Raw genomic sequence first — 23,976 nt, forward strand, 5'->3', positions numbered from 1 at the left:
GCGTCGCAAAAGGCCAAGCGGCTAGCAAGACTCAAAAACGCGGACAAATGGAGAGCCGGAACATGGCAAAAATTATAAGAAGCAGATGGAGGATGGGTGGCCGAAGGTAGAATCCGTCTTGGCCTCTTTTCTCCCCCACACCATGACATGGCGATCGCTCACCACGCGGACCTGAAAATGGCCGAAGCCGGCAGCGGTGAGTTGTTCGCGAATTTCGTCCGGTGAGAAGGCCGCCAGGAGAGAATTGTAAAAGTCGCGCCGCAAGATTTCCGGTTCCCCGCCACCATATAGCTCCATCAGTTTTCGTGCGTCTTCGGCGCAATCAGGTCGCCTGAGATCCACCACGAAGACCCGCGCGCCAGGGCGGGCGAAATTCCGGACGGTTTGCCACATCACTCGTGGATCGTGCAAATGATGCAGGAGGGAATTGCAAATGATGGTGTCAAATTTTTGGCCGTGCAATTCAGGGGCGGGCAGCAGTCCTTGCACCAGCGAAATTCGATTACGCAGTTCTGGCGGTTGCCGGAGCAGGATTTCGCGGCCGTGCCGCAACATTTCTGCGGAGCCATCCACGCCCACAACATGACATTGGGGAAAAGCGCGCGCGAACCGCAGCGCAATATCGCCGGGACCGCACCCGGCATCGAGCGCCTCGCCGGTAATCGCCGCGTCTGGAAACGCTTCACGAAACAATTCGATGAAGCGGGCGTGAGGAGCGGCGAAATCCGCATTCGCGTACGCCGCCGCCTGCTCGGCGGTTTCCATCAATTCCGGCTCTGGGATTCGTTGCATGCAGGGAAACAATATAAAACGCGACGGTGAAAAACAAGCCTGGCGCACACATGAAAGCGAACATGGCAAAAAATGAAGACCCAGACCGAAGACACCCCTTCCTGGATGCCCCACTGAAGGGTCAGCACTGGCGGAAAATTTAACCTGATAATGCGACTTGATAAGTTTGCGTTGCATCCATTATTGAATGAGGTAGGGTTTTGACCATGCTTTATACAACATTAACGGCGCAAGACGCCAGCCAGTAAAACTGCCTAGACCAGTTTTATCGCAATTTGTTCCCGACATCATGGGTAACCATCATGCCGCGAGAGCAGCTTAAGATTAAAAAACCATATCCTTTAAAAAGTATGAAAAAATTGACATTAACACTGGGGTTAATCGCCCTCATGACCGCTTCGGTGAAGGCCAACCCCGGTTATTTCGTTTTCCAAAATAATACCACCGATAAAATATTCAATACCAACGAAATAGCGTCTGGCACGGGTACCTCTTTACTAAAATCGAATGTCGTCCAATTCCAAAACTTGCGAATCGCCATTTATTATAACACCAATGGCATTACCACCAATCTAACGGATCGGCGTGCTTATCGGTGGCCCGACAACGCCAGTAGCGGCATCACCGGTACCGATTTATACACGAACACCAGTGGCATCATTGGGTTCGGCTCCTTGTCGGGAGGGAATTTTTCCGGTGGAACCGGCTCGAACAACGCCTACAAGGTGGATGCCGCCATTACGAATCAGTTTCAAGTTCGTGTCTGGGACAAAACGTATGGGCTCACATGGGAGTCATTCAAAACCAACATGGATGCCGGCAATGTGCCAATATACACCTTGTACGGGTTATCCCCCGTTTTTAGTTTTTTGCCGCCAGATATCTATGCCAACCCTACCCCGACATTCCTCTATAATTTAGGCTTGCCCTTCTGGAACTTGACCAACGTGGTCGCCGCCGCTCTACCACCGGGCATCACCGGCCAACCGCAGAGCGTGACCAACGTACAGGGGACCACCGCCAGTTTCAACGTGACGGCTGGTGGCACCGCCCCGTTGACTTATCAATGGCAGTTCAGTGGCACCAATCTGAGTTTGGCCACCAACAGCACACTGACGCTCACGAACGTGCAAGGGGTCAACGCTGGCAGCTACACTGTGGTGGTGAGTAACACCTACGGCATGGCAACCAGTTTGGTGGCATCCCTCACCATCGTGTATGTGCCAGCCATTACCACCCAACCGCAAAGCGTGACCAATGCAGTGGGAACCACCGCCAATTTCAATGTGACGGCCACTGGCACGGCCCTGCTGTCATACCAGTGGCAGTTCAATGGTGCCAACCTAAGCCTGGCCACCAATAATACGCTGACCCTCACCAATGTGCAGGGGATCCATGACGGCAATTACACTGTGGTAGTGAGTAATGCCTACGGTATGGCGACCAGCACGGTAGCCACCCTGACCGTGCTGAGTGCGGCGGCCATTATCACCCAGCCACAAAGCGTGACGAACGTGGCAGGGACCACCGCCAGTTTCAACGTGACGGTTACTGGTACGGATCCGCTGTCCTATCAGTGGCAGTTCAATGGTGCCAACCTGAGTTTGGGCACCAACGACACGCTGACGCTCACCAATGTGCAGGGCGTCAACGTCGGCAGCTACAAGGTGGTGGTGAGTAATATCTTCGGCATGGTAACCAGTACGGTGGCCACGCTGACCGTGGTGTATCCGGCGGCCATCACCACCCAGCCACAAAGCGTGACCAACCTGCAGGGAACCACCGCCAGTTTCAATGTGACGGCTGATGGCACGGCCCCGCTGTTATACCAGTGGCAGTTCAACGGGACAAACCTGAGTTTGGCCACCAATAACAGCCTGACCCTCAATAATGTGCAGGGGGCCAACGCCGGCAGCTACACTGTGTTGGTGGGCAATGCTTACGGCATGGCAACCAGTTCGGTGGCCACCCTGACCGTGACGTATCCGGCAGGCATTACCAGCCAGCCACAAAGCGTGACGAACGTGCAGGGGACCACGGCCAGTTTTGATGTGACGGCTAGCGGCACGGCTCCGCTGTCATACCAATGGCAGTTCAATGGCACCGCCTTGAGTTTGGCCACCAACAGCACCCTGACCCTCAATAATGTGCAGGGCACCAACGCCGGCAGCTACCATGTGGTGGTGAGTAATGCCTACGGCATGGCAACCAGTACGGTAGCCACTCTGACCGTGGTGTATCCGTCGGTCATTACTGCCCAGCCGCAAAGCCTGACAAACGTTCAGGGGACCACCGCCAGTTTCAATGTGACAGCCACCGGCTCGGCCCCGTTGACATACCAGTGGCAGTTCAGTGGCACCAACCTGAGTTTAGCCACCAACAACACGCTGACCCTCACCAATGTGCAGGGCGTCAACGGCGGCAGCTACAACGTAGTGGTGAGTAATGCCTATGGCATGGCGACCAGCGCCGTGGCGACACTGACCGTGGTGTATCCGGCGGTCATTACTGCCCAACCACAAAGCGTGACGAATGTGCAGGGGACCACCGCCAGTTTTGATGTGACGGCCAGCGGCACCGCCCCGCTGACATACCAATGGCAGTTCAATGGCGCCGACCTGAGTTTGGCCACCAACCACACGCTGACCCTCACCAATGTGCAGGGCGTCAACGGCGGCAGCTACGATGTGGTGGTGAGCAATGCCTATGGCATGGCGACCAGCACCGTGGCGACCTTGACCTTGCTGTTCCCCTCCGCGATTACCGCCCAGCCACAAAGTGTGACGAACATCGCCGGGACCACCGCCAATTTCAACGTGACGGCTTCTGGTACCGCCCCGTTGACATACCAGTGGCAGTTTAATGGTGCCGACCTGAGTTTGGCCACCAACAGCGCGCTGACCCTCACCAACGTGCAGGGGATCCATGACGGCAGTTACACTGTGGTGGTAAGTAATGCCTACGGCATGGCGACCAGCACGGTAGCGAGCCTCACCGTGGTGTACCTGCCAGCCATTTCCACCCAGCCAGTAAGTCTGACGAACCTGCAGGGGACCACCGCCAGTTTCAACGTGACGGCCAGTGGCACGGCCCCGCTGACTTATCAATGGCAGTTCAATGGTGCTGATCTGAGTTTGGCCACGAACAGCACGCTGACCCTCACTAATGTACAGGGAGTTCACGGCGGCAGCTACAATGTGGTGGTGAGTAACGCGTATGGCATGGCGACCAGCACCGTGGCAACCTTGACCTTGCTGTTCCCGTCTGCCATTACTGCCCAACCACAAAGTTTGCTAAGCGTGGCCGGGACCACCGCCAACTTCAACGTGACGGCCTTCGGTACAGCCCCGTTGTCATACCAGTGGCGGTTTAATGGTGCCAATATTAGTTTGGCCAACAACAACACACTGAGCCTCACCAATGTGCAAGGTGTCAACGGAGGCGGCTATAGTGTAGTGGTGAGTAATGCCTATGGCATGGCGACCAGCGCCGTGGCGATCTTGACAGTGGTGTACCCGGCGGCCATTACCGTCCAACCGCAAAGTCTGACGAACCTGCAAGGCACCACCGCCAGTTTCAACGTGGGGACTACCGGCACGGCCCCGCTGTCATACCAGTGGCAGTTCAATGGTACCGATCTGAATTTGGCCACGAATAGCACACTGACCCTCGCCAATGTGCAGGGCGTGAATGGCGGCAGCTACAAGGTGGTGGTGAGCAATGCCTACGGCATGGCGACCAGTACCGTAGCGACCTTGACCTTGCTGTTCCCGGCAGCCATTACCGCCCAGCCCCAAAACCAAACGAACGTGCTGGGAACCACGGCCATTTTCAATGTGACCGCCTTCGGCACGCCGTCGTTGGCGTATCAATGGTACAAGTCAGTGGCCAGTAATCAGTCACTCATCATCGGTGGCGCCAAGAATAGCCGGTTTACCATCCCCGATAGCCAAACGAGTGATGCCGGCTACAAATATTACTGCGTGGTGAGCAATGCCTACGGCATGGCGACCAGCACGGTGGCGACGCTGACAATCCTTTATCCGCCGGCCATTACCACCCAACCGCAAAGCCAGGTGAACCTGCAGGGGGCGACCGCCAGTTTCAACGTGGCAGCGACGGGTGACGCGCCGCTGTCCTATCAGTGGTGGTTTAACGGTACCGAACTTGGTTTGGAAACCCGTGCCACCTTAACACTCTCGGATGTGCAGAGCAGCGACGTCGGCAACTACAGCGTGGTGGTGAGCAATGCCTATGGCATGGCGACCAGCACGGTGGTAACCCTGGCTTTGGTGTACCCGCCAGCCATTACCGCCCAGCCACAAAGCCAAACGAACGTACTGGGAGGTACGGCGCGTTTCAACGTCACGGCCACCGGTACCGCGCCCCTGACGTATCAATGGTACAAATCAGGCGTCAGTAATCAGTTCTCTGCCATCACTGGTTGGATACTAGGTCGTGGAGCCGATGGGACCAATTTCATATTTCAAATCGCAAATCTGAAATTGACGGATGCGGGCAATTACCAGGTGGTGATCCTCAATAGCTTTGGCTCGGTGACGAGCGCGGTGGCCACCCTGACGGTGTCAGACAATCAAGGGCCAGCCATCACCGTCAACGGCAGCTTCGGGCAGACGGTCAACCAACGCCGCTACACGCTCACCGGGATGGTGACCGATGCCGGACGGGGGAACAATGGGGTACAAAATGTTTGGGTGAACGGCACCTTACTTACCAATGTAAGTGGCAGCGGCGAGGCCAGTGTGCCCTGGAGTCAGGTCATCACCTTGCGGCAAGGCACGAACTCAGTGTTCATCCTGGCGGAAGATACCTTGGGTAATTTCACTACCAACCTGTTCCAACTCAATTTCGTTCCCAACGAGCCAGGGATTCCCACCTTGACGATCACCGCGCCGCGCAGTCCCACCTATTCCAATGTGGTGGTGGTTACTGGCACGGCGGCGGATGCCAAAGGCGTGGTGGAAGTCTGGTGTCAGCATAACTCTGGTGCCTGGGTACTGGCCAGTGGCACCAACAAATGGAGCATCCAACTTATTCCCACGATCAGTACAAACCTCCTCTCGGCATATGCCGTGGATACCTCGGGGAACTACTCGAAAACCAACAGTGTCAAGTTTGTGAAACTGGCGACCGATACCTTGAATGTGGTACGGGTTGGCAATGGCACGTTGAGCCCGGATTTGAGCGGCAAGATGCTGATCCTCAGCAATAAATACACCATGAAAGCCTTGCCGGGAAAAGGTTTCATCTTTTCCAACTGGGTGGGGAATGGTTCGGTGCTGACGAACCAGGCCAACCTAGTCTTCACCATGCGCTCCAACCTGACCTTGACCGCCAACTTCGTCACCAATATCTTCCTGGCGCGCAAGGGAAGTTACGTGGGGCTTTTCGCTCCGGAAAATGACGTGTTCCAGGCCGACTGGACGAATAGTGGCAGCATTAAGCTGACAGTGACGGACCAAGGCGCTTTTTCCGGTCAGTTGACCCATCAAGGCAAAGGATATGCGCTGGCCGGAGCATTTGATGCCGGTGGCGCCTCCACAGTGAGAATTGCCCGGGGTAAAGATCCGGTGTTGCAGGTGTTGATGAATCTGGATCTGGGCACGGATAATGGCGTAACGGGAACCGTCAAAGAAGGCACCAACGCCATGGCCTCACTGTGGGCAGATGCGGTATTGAAAGAATCCCAAGTGAAGGCGAGCTACACCGTCACCGTAGAATCAGGGCCAACCGGCACCAATGGTGGCACCATCACGCTTACCGTGCAGCCCTCGGGAATTGTAACTGTGATGGGCTCATTGGTGGATAAAACCATCCTGACCGGCTCACTGCCGTTGACCTCCCGGCCAGAAGTGGTCTTATACCAGACCTTGTATGGCGGCAAAGGAATGTGGCTGGGATATCTGGACCTGCACACCACGAACCAAGCCGGTGTGGCGCATTGGCAGAAGCTGGCGAATGCGGCGGATAAAGTGTCCCCGCAAGGATTCTCGGTGAATACCCGATTGTTGCTGCCGTAACGGCGGCTACGAATTGCCCAGCGGCTGGCGTTTGCGTTCGCTAATCAGCATTTCTCCCAGCAACAGGAGAAGGCCCAGCGCGAGCGGCCATTGAAACAGTTCCTGCTGATCCTGGGATTTGCGGACGTGGCTGCCCTTGGGCAACACCTTGGGATGCTGCTCATACAGTTCGAGCAGGGAATTCGCATCGTTCTCGAGGTGGGCGTAAGCGCCGTGTCCGGCGGCGGCGACTTGTTGCAAAACGCGCTCGTTCATGCGCGAGACCACGTCGTGACCAAATTCGTTCCGGCCATATTTTAATTGTCCCCAAGTGCGTTCCGGCAGCCGGGCTCCCGCGCTACTGCCCACCCCCACCGTACATACCGAAATTTTCTGCGCCGCCGCGTCCCGGGCGGCCAGGATGGCATCGCCTTGTAATTCCTCGCCATCCGTCACCAGCAAGATCGCCTTGCCCGCCTCCTGTTTTGATTCAAATGATTCCGCAGCCAATTTGATGGCGGCGGCCAGGTCGGTGCCGGGTTTGGAAACCGAGGTGGTAGTCAGCGCCGCGAGGGACCGATCAATGGCACCATGGTCCTGCGAGATCGGGGAGATCAGGAAGGCGTCACCCGCAAAGGCAATAAGGCCCACGCGGTCGCCCGAGGGACGATCCAGCAAATTGGCCAGAGCACGTTTGGCAGCGGTGAGGCGGTTGGTGCCGCCGGCATCCTCGGCCAGCATGCTTTTGGAGACATCCAACGCGATGAAATAGTCTATGCCGGGCAATTCCACGCGCACCTCGAGATTGCCGGACATCGGACGCGCCAGGGCAGTGAGAACCAGAATCAACGCGAGCAGCATCAGGAACTGTTTGCGGCGGCGCCGGACAAAATCCACCGAGGCAAGCAACTGTTCATGGAGGCGCGGTGCGACCACGCGGGCCAGGCTTTCACGCCGTTTGCGCGCACCCCAATGCAGAAAGGCGATGACGCCTGGCGCCAGCACCAAAAGCAGCAACAGCCAGAGGGGTTGGTCAAAATTCATGGTCACGGCAATTTCCTCCACACCGTCTGGCTTAAGAGTAATTCCAGCAACAACAACAGCAAGGCCGCGCCGACAAACCACGGCATCAATTCGCGGTAGATGCGCTGCCGGCCCTCTTTGAAGCTGGCTTTTTCCAACAGATCAATTTGCTGATAGACACTGCGCAACCCGACAAAATCCGCCACCTGGAACAACTGGCCTCCCGTCAGCTTTGGCACCTCGGCCATTTCGTTATCCGCCAGATTGAAGGCAGCCATATCCTTGAAATCAATGACCTGAATGACATGCACCCGGATGCCCAACGGAGCGAGGACGCGCCCCACCTCCATGGGCGCGGGGCCGTGGTTCACATTATCGGCATCGGTCACCACAATGATCACTTTGGTCTGGTTGGTGGCCGGCAACAGGTGTTCGGCGGCAATCACCATGCCCGAGCCGGGGGCGGTGCCGTGAAAGGTTTTCTCCTCGCGAATCCGGCCGATCAGCCAATCATGATCCAGGGTCAGCGGGCTGACGAGAAAGGCATTGGCGTCAAACCGCACCAGCCCGATCCGGTCCTTGGGCCGGGCACGCATGAATTCGCTGATGACTTTAATCAGCGCCTCGGCGCGGGTCACGCGCTTGCCATCCATGGTGAAGTCGCGTTTTTTCATCGTGCCCGAAAAGTCCAGCGCGAGCATGATGTTAATGCCTTTGGCTTCGACATCGGACATGCCTTTCTCGACTTGAGGGCGGGCCAGGCCCAGCAGCAGCAATGCCAACGCCAGGTACCGAAAGGATGCCAGCCAATGCTGATGGTTGAACCGTGTCAGGCGGCTGGCGGCGCGCAGCAGGTTGCCGGAGGAAAACTGCACCGCCGCCACTGGCGCGCGCCGTCCGCGCAGCCACGCCCATAAAGGAATTAACAGCAATCCCGGCAGGAACCACCACGCGGCAAACCGAAAGGTGTCGAGGAGGGAAGTCATCTGGGGTGCGGTGCTGTTTTCAGTGAAATGCCCGCCAAAATCCGAATACCGAAGTCCGAAATCCGAAAGAAATCCGAAGCCCGAAACTCGAAACCGGAAGACGGAACGCGGGCGAGCCGGAGGGGGCAGCAAAACTGGGAGGGACTGGAAGGTGGTTTCATCATTTGTGATTTCTTCCAGCGGGGGCATTCTGGACTGAAGCTGGTTGCTCCGGCAGCGGCAACCAGGTTTCCGTGACGAAAATGACCGCTGCCTGGTGCAAGAGTTCCAGTTCGTCCACCCCGGCGGTGCCTTTGGCAAACTTGAGGAAATCGCAACACCCGAGGAAATGCCCTAGTTTCTGCTGATACTTCTCCACCAGCAGCGGGGATTGTCGGGCTTCCATCAGAAACTCCTCGGTCGAACGCCGGGGCGCGCGAATGCCAAAACGCCGTTCGATGTAACGGCGAACCACACCCGACACCTCGATGGCGTAGGTCCGCGAGGGTTCGTTGGCGATCCGTTCATGGATTTTCTTCAATGCCTCCAACGCGTTTTCGCCGGCGGCCTGCGACTCGGCGGGCGATCGTGCGGACGCCAAGTGGCGGCGCTTGCGCCCCCAAATCACGTAATACACGAGTAGCGCGATGGCGACGATGAGCAACACCCAAGCCCAAACCGGCAGCCAGCCCGGTGCCTCCAATAAACGGAGGTCATCAATGATGTTGGTGTAGCTTTGATTCATGATGGCGCTTGAATACCCGCTGCTCCTTATCCCAGCCGGAAAGAAATCTTCTGGATCAACTTGCTGCCAAAACAGTGTTGCAACCGTTGGAGCATCTCGCGCCGGCGAAAGCGGATGATTTCCGCCATCCACACGTTGCTATCCACTTTGACGAACAGCGTGCCCTTGTTGAGTCCCACCGGTTGGGCGTGTGCCGTTACGGTGGGATCGAGCAGTTCATTCCAGGCGCGCAACACCTCGGTTTCCGCCTGGCGTTGTTCCAAGCGCAGCGTTTTGAAAATGCCGGGCATGACCTGGCCGATCGGCAGGGCCGTTTTGGCCCGCGCTTTTTCCTCCCGTTCCAAGTGCTGGCCGCGCCATTCCGCGAGCACTTGCTCGCGCGGCGAGGACTTGGGCGGTCCCAAGGCAGGGATGAAACGTGGGGGGAAATTCATTCAAGTTTCAGCGTCGCCGGGTTCAGACCAAAACGCCTGAGCCAATCATCGGCGACCCCTCGGTCTCGACCACGCCCTCATCCAGCACCAATACCCCATGCGGCGGCAAATCATAATTGCCCGTGAAGGTGCGGCCGCTTAAAAAATCATGCATCGGTTTGAAGAAACTGATGCGCACCGAGGCGTTTTGATGGTTGAGCAGGAAATACAGTTTTTGATCGCCCTTTTGGCGCAGGCTTACCTCGACGGTGTCCGGCACCTTGAGCAAGGGCGATAGCGCACATAGCCCACGCAGCCAGGAAACCAGGTCATAATAGAATGGCTGCCCGCTCACCGTGCCAAAGTACACGGCCCGGCCAAGGCCGAACTCGTTCATGGTCAACGCCGGTTTGCCCGCGTAAAAATCCTTGGCGTAGGTGGCCATCACCTGGCAGCCCATGGGCTCCAGGAGATCGCACCAGAGCCGCGCCGGATGCAGGTGGGTGGACGGAAACCCGCTCCGAAAGGACAGGTGGTTTTCCTCGTTGGGCGCGAGCGTGTCAAATTCCTGTATTTCCACGCCGAACACATCCTGGAGCCCATGCGGGTAGCAATTGTCGGGAGCGATGTGGTTCTCGTCCAACAAGGCGGTGTTGCACGTGGCCACCAGCGTGCCGCCGTTCTGCACATACTCGCGCAAGCGTTGCGCCTCCTGGCTGCTCAACAACGCCAGGGAGGGCGCAATCACCAGCCGATACTGGGATAAATCATCCTCCGGTCGCGCAAAATCCACCGCGATGTTACGGTCGTGCAGCGCGGAGTAAAACAACAGCAGATGTTCGCGCAGGTTGAAAAATTTATTGGGCTGGCGCGGTTGTTTCAGCGCCCATTCATTCGTATGGCTGTACAGGATGCAGGCGTTGGCGACCACCTTGGTCCCGGCGAGCACAGGCCCCAACCGCTTCATCTCCGCGCCGATCTGGCTGATTTCCTTATAGACCCGGTTGGTGCCGCGCCCGTCATGCGTCAGGACTCCGCCATAAAACTGTTCCGAACCAATCCGCGGCTGTCGCCAATAAAAGTACAACACCCCGTCCGCGCCGCGCGAGACCACCTGATACGTGAACAGCCGCACCACGCTGGGGCGGATCAGGGAATTGACATCCTGCCAGTTCACCTGGCCGGCCTTCTGCTCAATCGCCCAGAATCCCGAGTTGCCTCCCGGGATGCGGATGTCGCTCTTTTTGAGCGACCGGATCATATCAATATCGCAGGCATTCTCCGCCGCGCGGCTTTTGATGGTCGCATAGCTGTCCATCGCCACAAAATCGAGCGCCTCGGCCATGTAAAAATGGTCAAAGTGGCGGGTCATCGCGCGGATATTTGTGGTGACGGGCAGGTTGGGCGTCAATTCACGCAGCAACTCCGCTTGCACCCGGACGAACGCCACCATGGTATCGCTGGAGAACCTCATCCAATCCAACATCAGCGCCGGATTATGCGTGGTGGGGGCCGCCATGGGCATGGGCATCTGATCCCAATCCGTGACCGTTTGCCCCCAAAAACTCAACCCCTGGCAGAGGTTAAGATTCTCGATGGTCTCGTATTTGGCCTTCAACCAGGCATGCCAATCCGTGCGGGTTTCCGGGTTGAAAGAAAATTCAGTGAAATGGCCGCCGATGCCGTTATCAATTTGCCAGGCAATCAAGGCGGGATGATTGCCCAAGGCCTTGGCCAGCTCGGTGACCATGCGCTTGGAATACGTCCAGAATACATCGCTGTTGAGGCAGGCGGCGTGGCGGGTGCCAGCGTGCAGGGTGAGCCCGCGTTCATCTATGGGCAGGATTTCCGGGTGTTTCTGGCTGAGCCAAAGGGGCGGGACGGCCGTGGGGGTTCCCAGCACTACTTGGATGCCGTAGCGGTGCATCACCTCCATGACGCGCCGCAACCAGGCGAAATCAAACTTGCCATCCTCCGGCTCGGATAACCCCCAGGAAAACTCGCCCATGCGCACCACGTTAATCCCGGCGGCAACCATCAGCTCCGCATCGCGTTCCCACCGCGATTCCGGCTGTTCTTTAGTGCCCGCATACGGGTACACCCAATGTTCCGGATGATAATCAGCGCCAAAATACATACAGTTCGTCGCCCCTACAGGGCAATCACAGGTTAACTTCTTTTTGCTCCGAGTTCAAACCTTAATTTGACCTTCGTTGGTAAGCGGCAGGGCTGCCTCAAGCTCGGTTTGGTTCAAGCTGGAAGCGGCGGCTCGGGTGTCCCATGGCCGCCCAACCGCAAACGTAGGTGACGAGTCTCAAATATGGTGGCTCGGGAAATTTTGGAGTGCGGTGGCAACAGCCGGGGGAGAAAGGGGGGGATGGCGACACCGCTTTGGATTTGCGCCGTCCACTGAAGAGAACGCGGGTGTGCCTGTGGAGAAGCAAAGATGCCGGTGCGGAGGATTTTGACAGTGGGGAAATTCCCAGAGTTTCATACCCCCTCACCTCTTTCCTCTCCCTCGGGGAGAGGAGGTCTGTTCTGCGGCTGAGAGAGCAGATTGCGGGCTATTTGCAGGTCTTCGGCGTCCGGCGCAGAATCCGGAAACGGCGAGAGCGCACGAATGCCCCTTGGAATACCAACGCGCCGCGAGCGGCTTTCCCTCTCCCCAGCAACGGTGTTAGGGTGAGGGGGTACGGAACTCTCGAATTCGGAATGCGGATTGCGGAATGCGGAATGGAGGTCCGACGACTATTAGGGCGGTAAATCATGGTTGGCGGGTTGAAATCCAAAACGGCGTCGCGGCCCCTTTGCCCCACCTTGCCGCCGTACTCCAAAAAATGCGGCTCCCGTGCTTCCTTGGGCACGGGCCAAAGTGAGGCTTCCCCGAACCAACGAATTTCGCTCTTTGCGAGTCGGGAGACTCGCGCTCCTATCCGTTGTGCCCGGCTCGATCAAGCTGCGTTGCGCACCGCTTTCATTTGTTTCACGCTTCAAGCTTGCACTGGAGCGAAATTTCCCAAAACTAGCGACATGCAATGGTATTATTCCAGGAACGACACGCCGGTCGGGCCAGTGCCGGAAGATGAATTCCAAACCTTGGTGCGGAATGGCACCATCACGCCGGATACACTGGTCTGGCGCGAGGATATGACGAGTTGGCAGCCGTTGCGCGCGACGCAGGCAACGCCGCCGGGCGAAACGATCAGCACCGCCAGCGCCACCACCGTCAAGTGCGTGGAGTGCGGCAACCAGGTCGCCCCGGAGGATGCGCTGCAATACCAGGGCTCCAGGGTGTGCGCCCGCTGCAAGCCGGTGTTTTTCCAGAAAATCAAGGAGGGCGCGGAAAACATCGGGGGGGCCGCCCTGTGGCGGTCGGGCAAGTACCTGGTGATGAAGAAAGGCGGCACCCTGCCGGATCGCTGCATCAAATGCAACGCCCCCGCCGAGGGCTATCAGCTCCGGCGCAAACTATCATGGCACAACCCGCTGTTATACGTGCTGATTTTTGTTTGCAACCCGCTGATTTATATTCTGGTAGCGGCGGTGGTCAGCAAGCGTGCCGTGGTGGGCGTTGGATTGTGTCCGGCACACCGGGAACGCCGCCGGAAACAGATCACCATTAACCTCGGCCTTTGCGCCGCCGGCTTCTTTATGATTGGCGCGGGCATTGCCTTCAACAGTGTCGCGGTGGGCGTGCTCGGCGGGGTGGTGCTGCTTGGTTGCCTGATTTTCGCGGTCATCATTACCAACGTGGTGGCCGCCGGCAAAATTGACGACCAGTATGCGCGTATGCGCGGGGTATGCCCGGCCTATTTGGAGTCGTTGGACAAGTGGATGGGTGGCGATTAACCCCTGCCAATACGTTTGCTATGCTCCGCCTCCAGGTTGCCGATTCCTTCGAGCATCCCACGCTCGCGCCCTACCAGACGATGCGCGCCCAACGGGATCATCACCAACAGCGCATTTTTGTCGCCGAAGGGGAGAAGATTGTCCGCCGCCTGTTGGAAACGGACATTGTGGTGCGCTCCGTGCTGTTGCCGCAGAAATGGCTGCCAGATATGCGTCCGCTGATTGAGGCCCGGCCCGAGGAAGTGGAAGTGTTCGTGATGGAAAAGGAAATTCTGGAAAAGCTGACCGGTTTTTCCATGTATCAGGGGTTGCTGGCGGTGGGGCGCATCCCCAACCCGGCGGACCTGGGCGAAATCCTGCGCACCGCCCCGCGCCCGCTCTTCCTGGTGGCGGTGGATGGCCTGAGCAATTCGGAAAACATGGGGGCGCTGGTGCGCAACTGCACCGCCTTTGGCGCCCATGCGCTGCTTCTGGGGGAAACCTCCAGCCATCCCTATATGCGCCGCGCCGTGCGCAGTTCCATGGGTACCATTTTCCAGTTACCCGTGGTGGAGTGTTGCCGCCTGGAGCAAACCTTGCGCCAGTTACATGCCCAAGGAATCCGTATCGTCGCGGCGCATCCGCACACGGATCAGCGCACGCTTAGTCAGGCGAGTCTGGCCGGGGATGTTTGTGTGGTCTTCGGCAGCGAGGGCGACGGCATCTCACCAGAGGTGTTGGCAGTCTGCGATGAGACGGCGGTGGTACCCATGAGCAAGGGGGTGGATTCCTTGAACGTTGGCAGTGCCGCAGCGGTATTCTGCTACGAAGTCGCCCGGCAACGGGGTAAAGCGTGATTTTCACCTCTGTGGAACGTGGTTCTGCTAGCGAGGAATGATGCCTGCGAAGTTAGGATACTTCCCTTGCTTTGTTTCCGTCCGTGGAGGAGGCTATGGTTTCACTTGGCTTCTTCCCGTTAAGAGGGCTGCGGTATTTGTGAGTTTCCTCTCCCGCGCCCGGTCATACGGAGTGCGACCTTGGCAGTCAGCAACCTCTGGACGCGCCCCATTGCTCAACAGTAGCCCGATCATTCCATCGAAACCGCGCGACGCGGCATTTGCTAAAGGGGTCCGTCCTCCCCGATTTGTGGTATTGACATCCGCTCCGCGCCGCAGGAGGTCTTCAGCAATAGCTATGCGCCCCCCGATCGCCGCTTGCAACAACGCAGTATTCCCATCCAAGTCCTGGCGGTCGAGGTGTGCACCACGTGCCAGAAGAAAATCATAAACCTCCTTATGCCCCCAGAAGGCAGCCAGCATAAGAGCTGTTTGCCCGTGTTCGGTGCCTGCCTCCAAGTCCGCCCCGGCCAGCACAATTGCATGCGTTGACTCGAGGTCGCCACGCGCTGCGGCTATTACGACAAGCGGAACCCCGTTGGTATCCCGAACGTCGCAGTTGCGGCGAGAAACGAGTCTGCTGACAGAAGCGTGGTCCCCTGCCCACGCGGCAGCGACAAGGTTCCGCTCAGTTTGAATGTTCCACCACAAAACTCCAAGCGTGCCCAAGCTCACTGCTACCACAATTATCAGAAGGATTTTTCGATACACCATTGTGCTTCTCCTTGCTCACCGCAGCCTATGGAATGTCAAAATAGAACACCATTGCCCGGCGTTTGTTCGAAACTGACAGGCATTGGCAATCCATTCAGGCGTTTGCTAAGTCCAGGGAATAATTTCGACACATTTGTGGCTTCGATCAGAGTTACTCGATAAACTTTCCCGTCACGAACATCAATCGCCACCTCCAATTTACCGCCATCGTCCGACCGGTATTCACAAACGAAACCGTGTTGATATGGAATACCTACTCCACCCAACTTAACACCATGGTTGCGAATGGTTTCTGCAAGCCCACGCATTCGCAAAAGTAGTGGTGGGGAAGTGTGTGTCAAGTCGTTGCGGGTTTGACGGACAAACTGGCAATCCTTCGTGATAAAAAAATCTTGTACCGCCTTTAACACTTGGTCCGACGCGGGGTACCGTTGAATTGATCGGTATTCCTGAGTGAAGAAACATACTACCCAACTGATCACTAAGGCACACCCCACAAGCGCTAATTTGAAGAAGGTACTCCTCCGTTTCATACCCGATTAGTTATTGGCTTATTTGAAAACCTCTATTGGTTTCTGGAGAATAGACCCCTTTCCGGTTCCACCGCTTTCGGAATAAATAAGAGTAATGCGATGTTTACCTTCAAATGCGTTATCTGCATCTTCAGCCCTGACCGCCCATGCAACAGACAACCGGTATTCCCATTTATCGCCTTCATCGACCAAATCTCTAATCATGTCGCCTGCAACGATTTTTAAATTCGTGATTTTCTCCACTTGAGAAGGGCCATCAACTGTACCAGGGGCTTTCCATGCAAGCTGTTCGTTTAACATCCAAACACCACCTTTTTTTCTCTTATACCATGAGAAATCAGTTATTGTTTGAGATATTTTGAACTTATCCATGGTGTCCATAGCTACGCACTCCCGATTCACCACGTATTCAAACTTGTAGCCGACAGCCGTACGGGCTGGCCGTGTGACTTTTACTTGTTGAAAACTACCCCACCCAGAATTGGCAGTGTACACATAGTGCTCCGGGACCAATTGGTGCTTAAATCCCAAATCCCCAGGAAGAATGACATCATAATAGTCATCCCAAGTGTTGACCCTGCTAAGGTAGGTGCTGTCTGAAATTTCAGCCGTGCCTGAGTGCCTGATCTCTAAGGACAGAATCCGCTCCCCAAAAGCATCAATCTCATTTACTGGTGAGTTCTGCGTGAATGCGTACAGGTTTAAACCGCCAGATTCTTCAATGGTATCCCTAGACAACCATCGCCCCGTGCTGGGGCTGTACCACCGCATGGCTTGGGCTTCGGTAACGATGGTGCAAACAATCACAGTAAGCACGAACTTCAACGTGGCATTCATAGGCTCTATTTCTTTATCATTAGGGCCTTTATCTCAAATCCGTCGGGCACGGTCAATGGCATTCGCGGAGAAACTGAAGAGTTGGCGGCTGGCGCTTCTAGTGGGCTTTGGCTTGGCACGGCAGGGATTATGTCAATAAGTGGTAGCGACTTATCAAGGGCCGTCAACCTATTTCCTATTTTCTTTTGTTAAATAGACGTCATCTCCGAACCCGTTTTCATTAACTCCATTTGAACCGTTCGACCAGACAACCACATCAAAACCCGCCTCCGTAAGCGCAGTCGGCCCGAATTTGGAAAGTAAGTTCGTCTTAAACTCAACATTGAAGCGACGCCCATATCCATCCGACAAAATTTTCTTGTCAATGATTTTAGGATCAAACCCAAGCGTTTGCGAATTATTTGACAATAAAACCAACAAACCTTTTTGAAGATTGGTTTCTGTGGAATTTTGAAGCAACCGACCAATATTGGTATGGTTTTCGGACTCCAAAATACGCAGGGCGTGATAAATATTCTTGAGCCTGTTCTGCGTTTGTGCTTTCGGCGCCACAGTTGTTGGTGGTGAGCATGAAACAAGCCCAACAAACAACATAGAAACGAGGAATGACCGAAATCTCCACATATAATTCCAAAAGGAATCATCGGTTCCCCAATGAATACGGGTAGTTGTTCTTTCCAGGCGCAGAGGTCCAAAGAAAAACGTCGTTTATTGTATTGACTGAACCCTCGTAGCCGATAAAACGCCCCTTTGTTGAAACGTTTGACTCCCACGAGTTATATCGGTATTTAGCTCTTGGCACAGGAACCAAGTCCGCGCTATAGCAAGCTTTAAGAACCAAGAAAGCAATACCATGAGGAGTGTAGCGATCAGGCCCCAACCCGCTCATATCTTCGCCAAGATGAGAATATGTGTTAATAATGGCACCAGGGCCCCCATGGCCTATGAACATGTATCCGTAAATATTCGCATCGCCAAGGTGGGTTGTGATATCATTATCAGTTACTCCAACATCGCTTACGACACGATATCCGTTGTTTTCCCAGTCAATTTTGGATTGGTTGGCAGCGGACATCCAGATACTGATAATAGACCAAGGAACCTGATCCATAACTTTTTGATTTCCAGAGTCGATAAAAATTGTGTTAGGAATAGAATATCGTTTGCAAGGTTCGGGCCTTGCGTCTGCTGGCTGCAACCACTTGTCATAATCTGAATAATCGAAGCGAATTAAATTGGCTAAATCCTGAAATGTGTCGGATGTGCTTGTTGCATAGGCAACCGTCCTTGGGTTTCCTTTTCTTGTGACAACCCATTTTAGCCCAAGAAAGTCTGTTTTGTTTACAGGATCATTTTGAAGTATTGCATAAATATTTGGTCCGTCCATTTCCCCAATCGGATCCCTGGATAACCATCGCCCCGTGCTGGGACTGTACCACCGCATGGCTTGGGCTTCAGTAACAAAGGCAGAGGCAGCAATTACTGCAAGCATGAATTTCAAAACGGCATTCATAGGCTTCATCTTTTTATCATTGGAAGTTTTGTCTCAAATCCGACGGGCACGGTCAATGGCATTCTCGGAGAAACTGACGGAATGATGGCTGGTGCTCCTGGTGGGCTTTGGCTTGGCGCGGCAGGGATGATGTCAATATGTAGTGGCGGTTGCATCAGCGGTATTTGGTCCAGGGTGTGTCGTCTGGCTTGAATCACTTGAAGCGCGGACTCTTTTTGGCGTTCATCCGACTCAAACCGCCGGACTTCATCCATTACCGCAGTTTCTTTTCCAAAGGTTATAGATCTCGTTCGTGATACAATCCGTTTCTGTAATTCAGGGGAAAGTTCCCGGTTGCGGTAACTCCATGGGATACTGTTCGCGGGAATGCCACTCTCTCGGGCAAAATCCGCCAATTTCAGGTGGTCCTTTGGCTGCCATTCCGGCGGCAAAAAGGGGTGATGGCCGGAATTGAACAACGATTCGCTGGCTTGCATATTCCGCAGGTGGAGTTCTTCCGCATAATATAGGTGCATTTCTTCAACCATTTCCTGCTCGTTATCCAACTTGCGCAGCCGTTGCTGGAGTTCGAGCGGAAAACCATTCCAAAAATACTCGGCCGGAATTCGTTCCTGCTGGATCGCCATGCGCCTGGCCTGGGTTGGCCCAGAGGCAACCGCAGACTGGTTACCCGCCTGAGAGTCCTTCTGCCGGGCCAACATGCTGGTTTCGTAATGCTTCCACAGTTCAGTCAAGATGGACTGCTCGTTATCCAGCTTGGCAGCGCCAATACGAGCCCATGATGAGGACGGAATCTGCCTGTTTTCAAACGGGGGCAGGAATTCCTCCGGGATGACCAACTCTTTTCCCGAAGGCAAGGTGACGCGCAAAACAAGGATTGGTGTTGGCGATGGTGGCGGCAGCATCACAATATTCGTCCGTGGAGCATCCGTAGGCTCGATCATTCGCCTATGGTAGTCTGCCAAGTCACGCCGTAAATCGCCGACAGCCTGTTCCATGGCGGGCAAGTCCGTGCCCTGACTCATGCGCATGTGGACCTGCACTTTACGATTTTGGAATTGGGCAAATTCCGGGCCGGGCGGCACATACATTCCATCCACTTCCGTCCAAAGTTGGTCCCATTTGCCAGCGTTCTTCGAGTTTTGCGCCCGTTCGAGGCAGGCTTGAATAGTTCGCCGGGAAAGCGGTGTATCGGGCAAATACCGTCCGGCGTTCGCAATGGCCTCGGCCTCTTCCGCATACCGTTCCATGTTGCGCAAACACCCGGCGCGCGCAAAAAGAAACGCCCCCAACATTTCCCGCCCAGTCATGGGCCGCAGCCAGCCCAGGTCCCGGATTTGTTCCTCGGTGCTTGGGAAAGGTCCTTTCCGATATTCTTCATCGGTTGGGGTGGTGAATCCCCGATTCTCGGTGGCCTCAACATTGAGGTGACCGCCATCCTCTTGCTCATAGCGGACATATAGGTGGTACTTGGTGGCGGCAAGGTTCACGGGATACCCTAAACGCCGGGCGATGGCCGTGTAGAGCACGGGCATGGAGGCGCAAGTCCCGAACCGCTCGCCCGCCAGCAGCCCGTGAATGAAAACATTCTTGGAATTGGCGTAATTGGCCTGCTGGTCAGTCCGCTTTCCATGCACCCACGGTATTTCAAGTTTAGGATTGTAACGCATACCGTAATCCTCTGCGAGCACGGTGCCCAGCATTCCCATCCGGTAATAAGCCAGGGAATTTTTATGCTCTTCCGGGTGTTCTGTAAAACGATGCTCGTTGCGTTTGGTTTCCCATTCCACCTGCCTGGCAAGGGAGTTCAGCCGTTCGATATATTTACTAACGTCCAAGTCCTCCGAACCGCGCAGCCCCTCCGCGCAAAGCAAGTTCATGACCGCGATATCCACGCCGTCAAGTTGTTCGGGAGGAATTTGCAGTAACTCTCGTAATGATTGTGGTTGATGGCTGGCCAATGATGGTGGCTTCGGCACGGTGTTTGCAGCTAGCTGAATTCTATCCCACGGGCCAAGCAGCAACACAACGGCAGCGATCAGTAGAAAAAACAGCACAGCCGGAAGAAGCATTGATCGGTGCTTTGACTGCCGTTTTTGGCCTGATCGTCCGAGGTTAGCCACCGGGCGATTATTGTTGTGACTCTTTTCCATTGAAAACTAGCAGATTTTGATATGACGATTTCATAACCGCAAGAAATATTTATTGGTCTTGGTGCTTTGGGGTGGAGTGTTGCCGCCTGGAGCAAACCTTGCGCCAATTGCGTGCCCAAGGAATCCGTATCGTCGCAGCGCATCCGCACACGGATCAGCGCACGCTTAGTCAGGCGAGTCTGGCCGGGGATGTTTGTGTGGTCTTCGGCAGCGAGGGCGACGGCATCTCACCAGAGGTGTTGGCAGTCTGCGATGAGACGGCGGTGGTACCCATGAGCAAGGGGGTGGATTCCTTGAACGTTGGCAGTGCCGCCGCGGTATTCTGCTACGAAGTCGCCCGGCAACGGGGACGCGCCTGACTCCATTCTGATTTTCCGCCGGGCCGGGCGCAGCTTGCATTTCTTCCCCGCCCCCAGTAAGGTGACCGGAACGCAACCATGAACTCAAAACCTCAAGGATCGCATCCGGAAAAAACGTCGATGATCAGGCGGCGAGAATTTCTGGCCGGCGGCACGAGTGCCATCGCCTTGTGTGGATTGCCTTCGTTTTCGGCGACGGCGATCGCCGAGGAATCCCGCCCAGCGCGGGGTAAGGCCCCCTTTCGCGCACTCTACAGCAACGACACGACCAACATCACCTCCTGCATCAGCCCCTTTCACAAAGCGCGCGAGCCGTTCCGCCCGGAGATGCTCGAGGCCACGGTGGATGAATTACAGGATACCGGGATCGAAGTCCACCTGTTGCAGCCTGGTTTGGGGATGGTGCCGATGTGGCCAAGCAAGGTGCTGTCGCTGGAAGAACACTACCGCTGGGTAAAGGAACGCTACGGCGTGGATCCCGATACCTTTGGCCGGTACGTCATGGCGGGCGGCGATGTCGTCAAAGTGTTCATTGAACGCTGCCGCTTGCGCGGCCAGGCGCCCTTCATTTCCTTCCGCCTGAACGACGCCCACAACAAGGAATTTGCGGAGGCCAAAAAGAGCGACAAGATTGGCGGGGGCGCGGCGATGAGCCTCACCCGATTTTTTGTCGAACATCCGGAGTATCGCATTGGCCCCGACCTGAAAAGCTCCATGCAGCGCCTCCAGAATTGGGCCATCCCGGAAGTGCGCGCGCACAAGTTTGCGTTCCTCAAGGAGCTTTGCGAAAATAACGATCTCGATGGGCTGGAGTTGGATTACCTGCGTTTTCACAGCTATTTTCCGCAAGATCGGACGACCGTCGAACAGCGGTGCGCCATCATGTGCGGTTTTGTGCGCGAGGTGCGGGAATTGCTGGATCGCACCGCGCGCGGTGGTCGTACCCGCTGGCTGTGCGCCCGCGTGCCGTGCTACGTGAAAGCCTTCGACCCCATGGGCCTGGACCTGCCCGGCATGGTCGAGGCGGGGCTGGACATGGTGAACGTGTCTGCCAGCTATTTCACCGTTCAGCAAAACGACCTGGCTACGATTCGCCAGATGGTGCCGTCCGCCGCCTTGTATCTGGAATTGTGTCACTCCATTTGGAATGGCGACAAACTCACTCCGGGCTACGACACCTTTACCTTTCGCCGCACCACGCCGGAGCAGTTTTACACCGCCGCCCATCTGGCCTACGCGCGTGGCGCGGACGGGGTTAGCGCGTTCAACTTTGCCTATTACCGCGAGCATGGCGGTCCCGGACGTGGCCCGTTTACGGAGCCGCCTTTTGAAATTTTCCAGCATCTGCGGGATCAGAAGTGGCTGGCGCTTCAGCCGCAGCACTATTTCCTCGCGCCGGGTTGGAATAACCCGTTTATCCGGCCACCACTGTTGCCGCGCAAACTGGTTCCGACCGAACCGCTTTCTTTCAGTCTCGACCTGGCGCCACCAACCGGCGGCTGGCAACCGGGTGGACGGTTGCGCATCCAATGCGAAGCTCCCCTGGCACAGGCAAGTTTCCAGGTCCAATTCAACGGTCAATCGCTGGAGCCATCCCCGGATGTCTCGGAACCGTATCCGGCGGTGTCTCCCTCGCTACTTGGCAAACCGGAAGCAATGCGCGCCTGGCACGTACCCGCCAAGCGATTGCGTGACGGCCAGAATCAGCTTGGGTTGACCATGCTAACCGGCATGCCAAACCGCCTTGATTTTATGGACTTGGCGGTACGGTAAATGCCGCGCTCCGGGCGCTATTGGGTGGCGGTTTTTTCGGCTGTCAGATTGGTAGAAAATTCGACACAACGCGCCACCACCTCCATTCCCACGGCGCGATCCGCCCAGGCAAATTTGGTTTCCAACTCATGTTTATCCGCGTCGGTCAGCACTTGCTCGGCCATGGGAATCAGGGTCGCCTTGTCTTTCACGAGATGGCGCTCAAAGGTGGCGCAAACATCATCCAGCGCATGGGCCAGGGCATCGCCCGACCCCGGTTGATCCCGGACGAACCGGTCCAGGCTGTCATCCAGGACGCGCACCAGGGCGCGTTCCTGCTCGTGGTCGTGCCGGAAACTATCAATCGGGTTGGCCTGGTCAGGGATGCCGCGATGCGCCAATCTCGGAAACAACAACGTCTCCTCTTTGAGGTGGTGCAGCCGGTCGCCGTAGATGCGCAGAAATTCCACGGCGGCGCGCAGCAGCTCCGTGTCCGGGCGCTGGCCCTGCAACATGGCGTCAGCCGTTTGGCGCAGCGCCAGCAGCACGGTTTCAATATGGTGATGTTCGCGTTCCATGATTTCGGAAGGAGCCATAATAGGGATCAGTTTTTGAGGTTGTTGGTTGGATGGAGGATGACAACCAGACCGAAGCGGTTCCGCGCGCGCGGCAAGCGACGTTGCCGGGGCGGACAGCATTCCATTGCATGAACGGGTGTTGTCATGTGTCGCCGGCAAACTGGCATAAATCTGCCCAAAAGCAATACTTAACTTTAACATTAATAAGATTTATGCTTGGAGAATGAATGCATTAGCGCCGGCAACCCTTGGGACCAACCGCAAACGTAGGTAACGAGCAAATCAATCTCAAATATGGTGGCGCGGGGGATTTTGGAGTGCGGTGGCAGAATCCGGGGGTAACAGGGGCGGATGACGACACCGCTTTGGATTTGCGCCGTCCACGGGAGCGCGCGCGGGTGTACCTGAGGAGACCTAAATGGAGTGGCGCGGGAGATTTTGACAGCGGGGGAATTCCCAGAGTTTCGTACCCCCTCACCTCTTTCCTCTCCCTTGGGGAGAGGAGGTCTGTTCTGCGGCTGAGGGAGTGGATGATGGGCTGTTTGCAGGTCTTTGGCGTCCAACGCAGAATCCGGAAGCGGCGAGAGCGCACGAATGCCCCTTGGAATACCAACGCGCCGCGAGCGGCTTTCCCTCTCCCCAGCAACGGGTGAGGGGGTGAGACTTCCCCGAACAACCGACTTTCGCTCTTTGAACCCATGAACCTGGAAGTGAAGGTTCGTGGGGAGGGAAACGGCGGCAATTCCGCATTCCGCATTCCGCATTCCGCATTCCAAAGCGGCGTCGCGGCCCCTTCACCTCACCTTGCCGCCGTACTCCAAAAATGTCGGCGCGTGCATTTGCTCTGCGCCGCAG

The 23,976-nt window shown here is 56.1% G+C and carries 18 protein-coding genes; 6 read left to right on the forward strand and 12 right to left on the reverse strand.

The annotated features are described in order from the left end of the window. Nucleotides 1–72: 72 nt before the first annotated feature. Entirely contained in the window at nucleotides 73–792 is a 720-nt protein-coding gene (locus WCO56_07375; GenBank protein ID MEI7729376.1) for a class I SAM-dependent methyltransferase, read from the reverse strand. A 350-nt stretch (nucleotides 793–1,142) separates the two neighbouring features. Between WCO56_07375 and WCO56_07380 the strand changes: the two genes are divergently transcribed. Then, on the forward strand, nucleotides 1,143–6,833 hold the full coding sequence (locus WCO56_07380; protein ID MEI7729377.1) for an immunoglobulin domain-containing protein: 5,691 nt from the start codon (nucleotides 1,143–1,145) through the stop codon (nucleotides 6,831–6,833). A 6-nt stretch (nucleotides 6,834–6,839) separates the two neighbouring features. On the opposite strand, the gene WCO56_07385 is transcribed toward WCO56_07380, so the two are convergent. The 5 genes from WCO56_07385 to WCO56_07405 all read right to left on the reverse strand — a co-directional run bounded on the left by WCO56_07385 (nucleotide 6,840) and on the right by WCO56_07405 (nucleotide 12,095). Beyond that, a complete protein-coding gene (locus tag WCO56_07385; protein MEI7729378.1) occupies nucleotides 6,840–7,856 on the reverse strand; it encodes a VWA domain-containing protein in 1,017 nt (338 codons plus the stop codon). A gap of 2 nt (nucleotides 7,857–7,858) precedes the next feature. After that, nucleotides 7,859–8,821 carry a VWA domain-containing protein gene (locus WCO56_07390; GenBank protein ID MEI7729379.1) on the reverse strand — a complete coding sequence of 321 codons (963 nt, stop codon included), beginning with the start codon at nucleotides 8,819–8,821 and terminating at the stop codon, nucleotides 7,859–7,861. Between the two features lie 160 nt (nucleotides 8,822–8,981). Beyond that, a complete protein-coding gene (locus WCO56_07395; protein ID MEI7729380.1) occupies nucleotides 8,982–9,545 on the reverse strand; it encodes a DUF4381 family protein in 564 nt (187 codons plus the stop codon). 26 nt (nucleotides 9,546–9,571) lie between these two features. Beyond that, nucleotides 9,572–9,979: a DUF721 domain-containing protein gene (locus WCO56_07400; GenBank protein ID MEI7729381.1), complete on the reverse strand. Its 408-nt coding sequence runs from the start codon at nucleotides 9,977–9,979 to the stop codon at nucleotides 9,572–9,574. Nucleotides 9,980–10,001: 22 nt separating this feature from the next. Beyond that, on the reverse strand, nucleotides 10,002–12,095 hold the full coding sequence (locus WCO56_07405; GenBank protein ID MEI7729382.1) for a beta-galactosidase: 2,094 nt from the start codon (nucleotides 12,093–12,095) through the stop codon (nucleotides 10,002–10,004). An 893-nt stretch (nucleotides 12,096–12,988) separates the two neighbouring features. Between WCO56_07405 and WCO56_07410 the strand changes: the two genes are divergently transcribed. Together WCO56_07410 and WCO56_07415 are read left to right on the forward strand one after the other, a co-directional pair. Beyond that, nucleotides 12,989–13,807 (forward strand): DUF4339 domain-containing protein, encoded by an 819-nt coding sequence (locus WCO56_07410; GenBank protein MEI7729383.1) that lies wholly within the window; start codon nucleotides 12,989–12,991, stop codon nucleotides 13,805–13,807. 20 nt (nucleotides 13,808–13,827) lie between these two features. Beyond that, nucleotides 13,828–14,643: an RNA methyltransferase gene (locus WCO56_07415; protein ID MEI7729384.1), complete on the forward strand. Its 816-nt coding sequence runs from the start codon at nucleotides 13,828–13,830 to the stop codon at nucleotides 14,641–14,643. A gap of 788 nt (nucleotides 14,644–15,431) precedes the next feature. On the opposite strand, the gene WCO56_07420 is transcribed toward WCO56_07415, so the two are convergent. From WCO56_07420 to WCO56_07440, 5 genes are all read right to left on the reverse strand, one after another. Next, entirely contained in the window at nucleotides 15,432–15,806 is a 375-nt protein-coding gene (locus WCO56_07420; protein MEI7729385.1) for a hypothetical protein, read from the reverse strand. A 141-nt stretch (nucleotides 15,807–15,947) separates the two neighbouring features. Next, the gene (locus WCO56_07425) at nucleotides 15,948–16,766 is read right to left on the reverse strand and encodes an RHS repeat-associated core domain-containing protein (protein MEI7729386.1); all 819 of its coding nucleotides are present in this window, start codon (nucleotides 16,764–16,766) and stop codon (nucleotides 15,948–15,950) included. 168 nt (nucleotides 16,767–16,934) lie between these two features. Further along, on the reverse strand, nucleotides 16,935–17,360 hold the full coding sequence (locus WCO56_07430; GenBank protein ID MEI7729387.1) for a hypothetical protein: 426 nt from the start codon (nucleotides 17,358–17,360) through the stop codon (nucleotides 16,935–16,937). A 46-nt stretch (nucleotides 17,361–17,406) separates the two neighbouring features. Next, nucleotides 17,407–18,279 (reverse strand): RHS repeat-associated core domain-containing protein, encoded by an 873-nt coding sequence (locus WCO56_07435; protein ID MEI7729388.1) that lies wholly within the window; start codon nucleotides 18,277–18,279, stop codon nucleotides 17,407–17,409. A gap of 5 nt (nucleotides 18,280–18,284) precedes the next feature. Further along, nucleotides 18,285–20,159, reverse strand: coding sequence for a transglutaminase family protein (locus WCO56_07440; GenBank protein ID MEI7729389.1), 1,875 nt, complete (start codon nucleotides 20,157–20,159; stop codon nucleotides 18,285–18,287). Nucleotides 20,160–20,215: 56 nt separating this feature from the next. Here WCO56_07440 and WCO56_07445 point away from each other — a divergent pair, with 56 nt between their 5' ends. The 3 genes from WCO56_07445 (at nucleotide 20,216) to WCO56_07455 (ending at nucleotide 22,564) form a co-directional block, all read left to right on the forward strand. Next, nucleotides 20,216–20,398 carry a hypothetical protein gene (locus tag WCO56_07445; protein MEI7729390.1) on the forward strand — a complete coding sequence of 61 codons (183 nt, stop codon included), beginning with the start codon at nucleotides 20,216–20,218 and terminating at the stop codon, nucleotides 20,396–20,398. A gap of 105 nt (nucleotides 20,399–20,503) precedes the next feature. After that, a complete protein-coding gene (locus WCO56_07450; GenBank protein MEI7729391.1) occupies nucleotides 20,504–20,791 on the forward strand; it encodes an RNA methyltransferase in 288 nt (95 codons plus the stop codon). A 78-nt stretch (nucleotides 20,792–20,869) separates the two neighbouring features. Beyond that, entirely contained in the window at nucleotides 20,870–22,564 is a 1,695-nt protein-coding gene (locus tag WCO56_07455; GenBank protein MEI7729392.1) for a hypothetical protein, read from the forward strand. Nucleotides 22,565–22,581: 17 nt separating this feature from the next. Here the strand turns inward: WCO56_07455 and WCO56_07460 are convergent, their stop codons facing one another. Next, entirely contained in the window at nucleotides 22,582–23,139 is a 558-nt protein-coding gene (locus WCO56_07460; GenBank protein MEI7729393.1) for a hemerythrin domain-containing protein, read from the reverse strand. Nucleotides 23,140–23,976 lie beyond the last annotated feature (837 nt).

The organism is Verrucomicrobiota bacterium (assembly GCA_037139415.1).
Classification (GTDB): domain Bacteria; phylum Verrucomicrobiota; class Verrucomicrobiia; order Limisphaerales; family Fontisphaeraceae; genus JBAXGN01.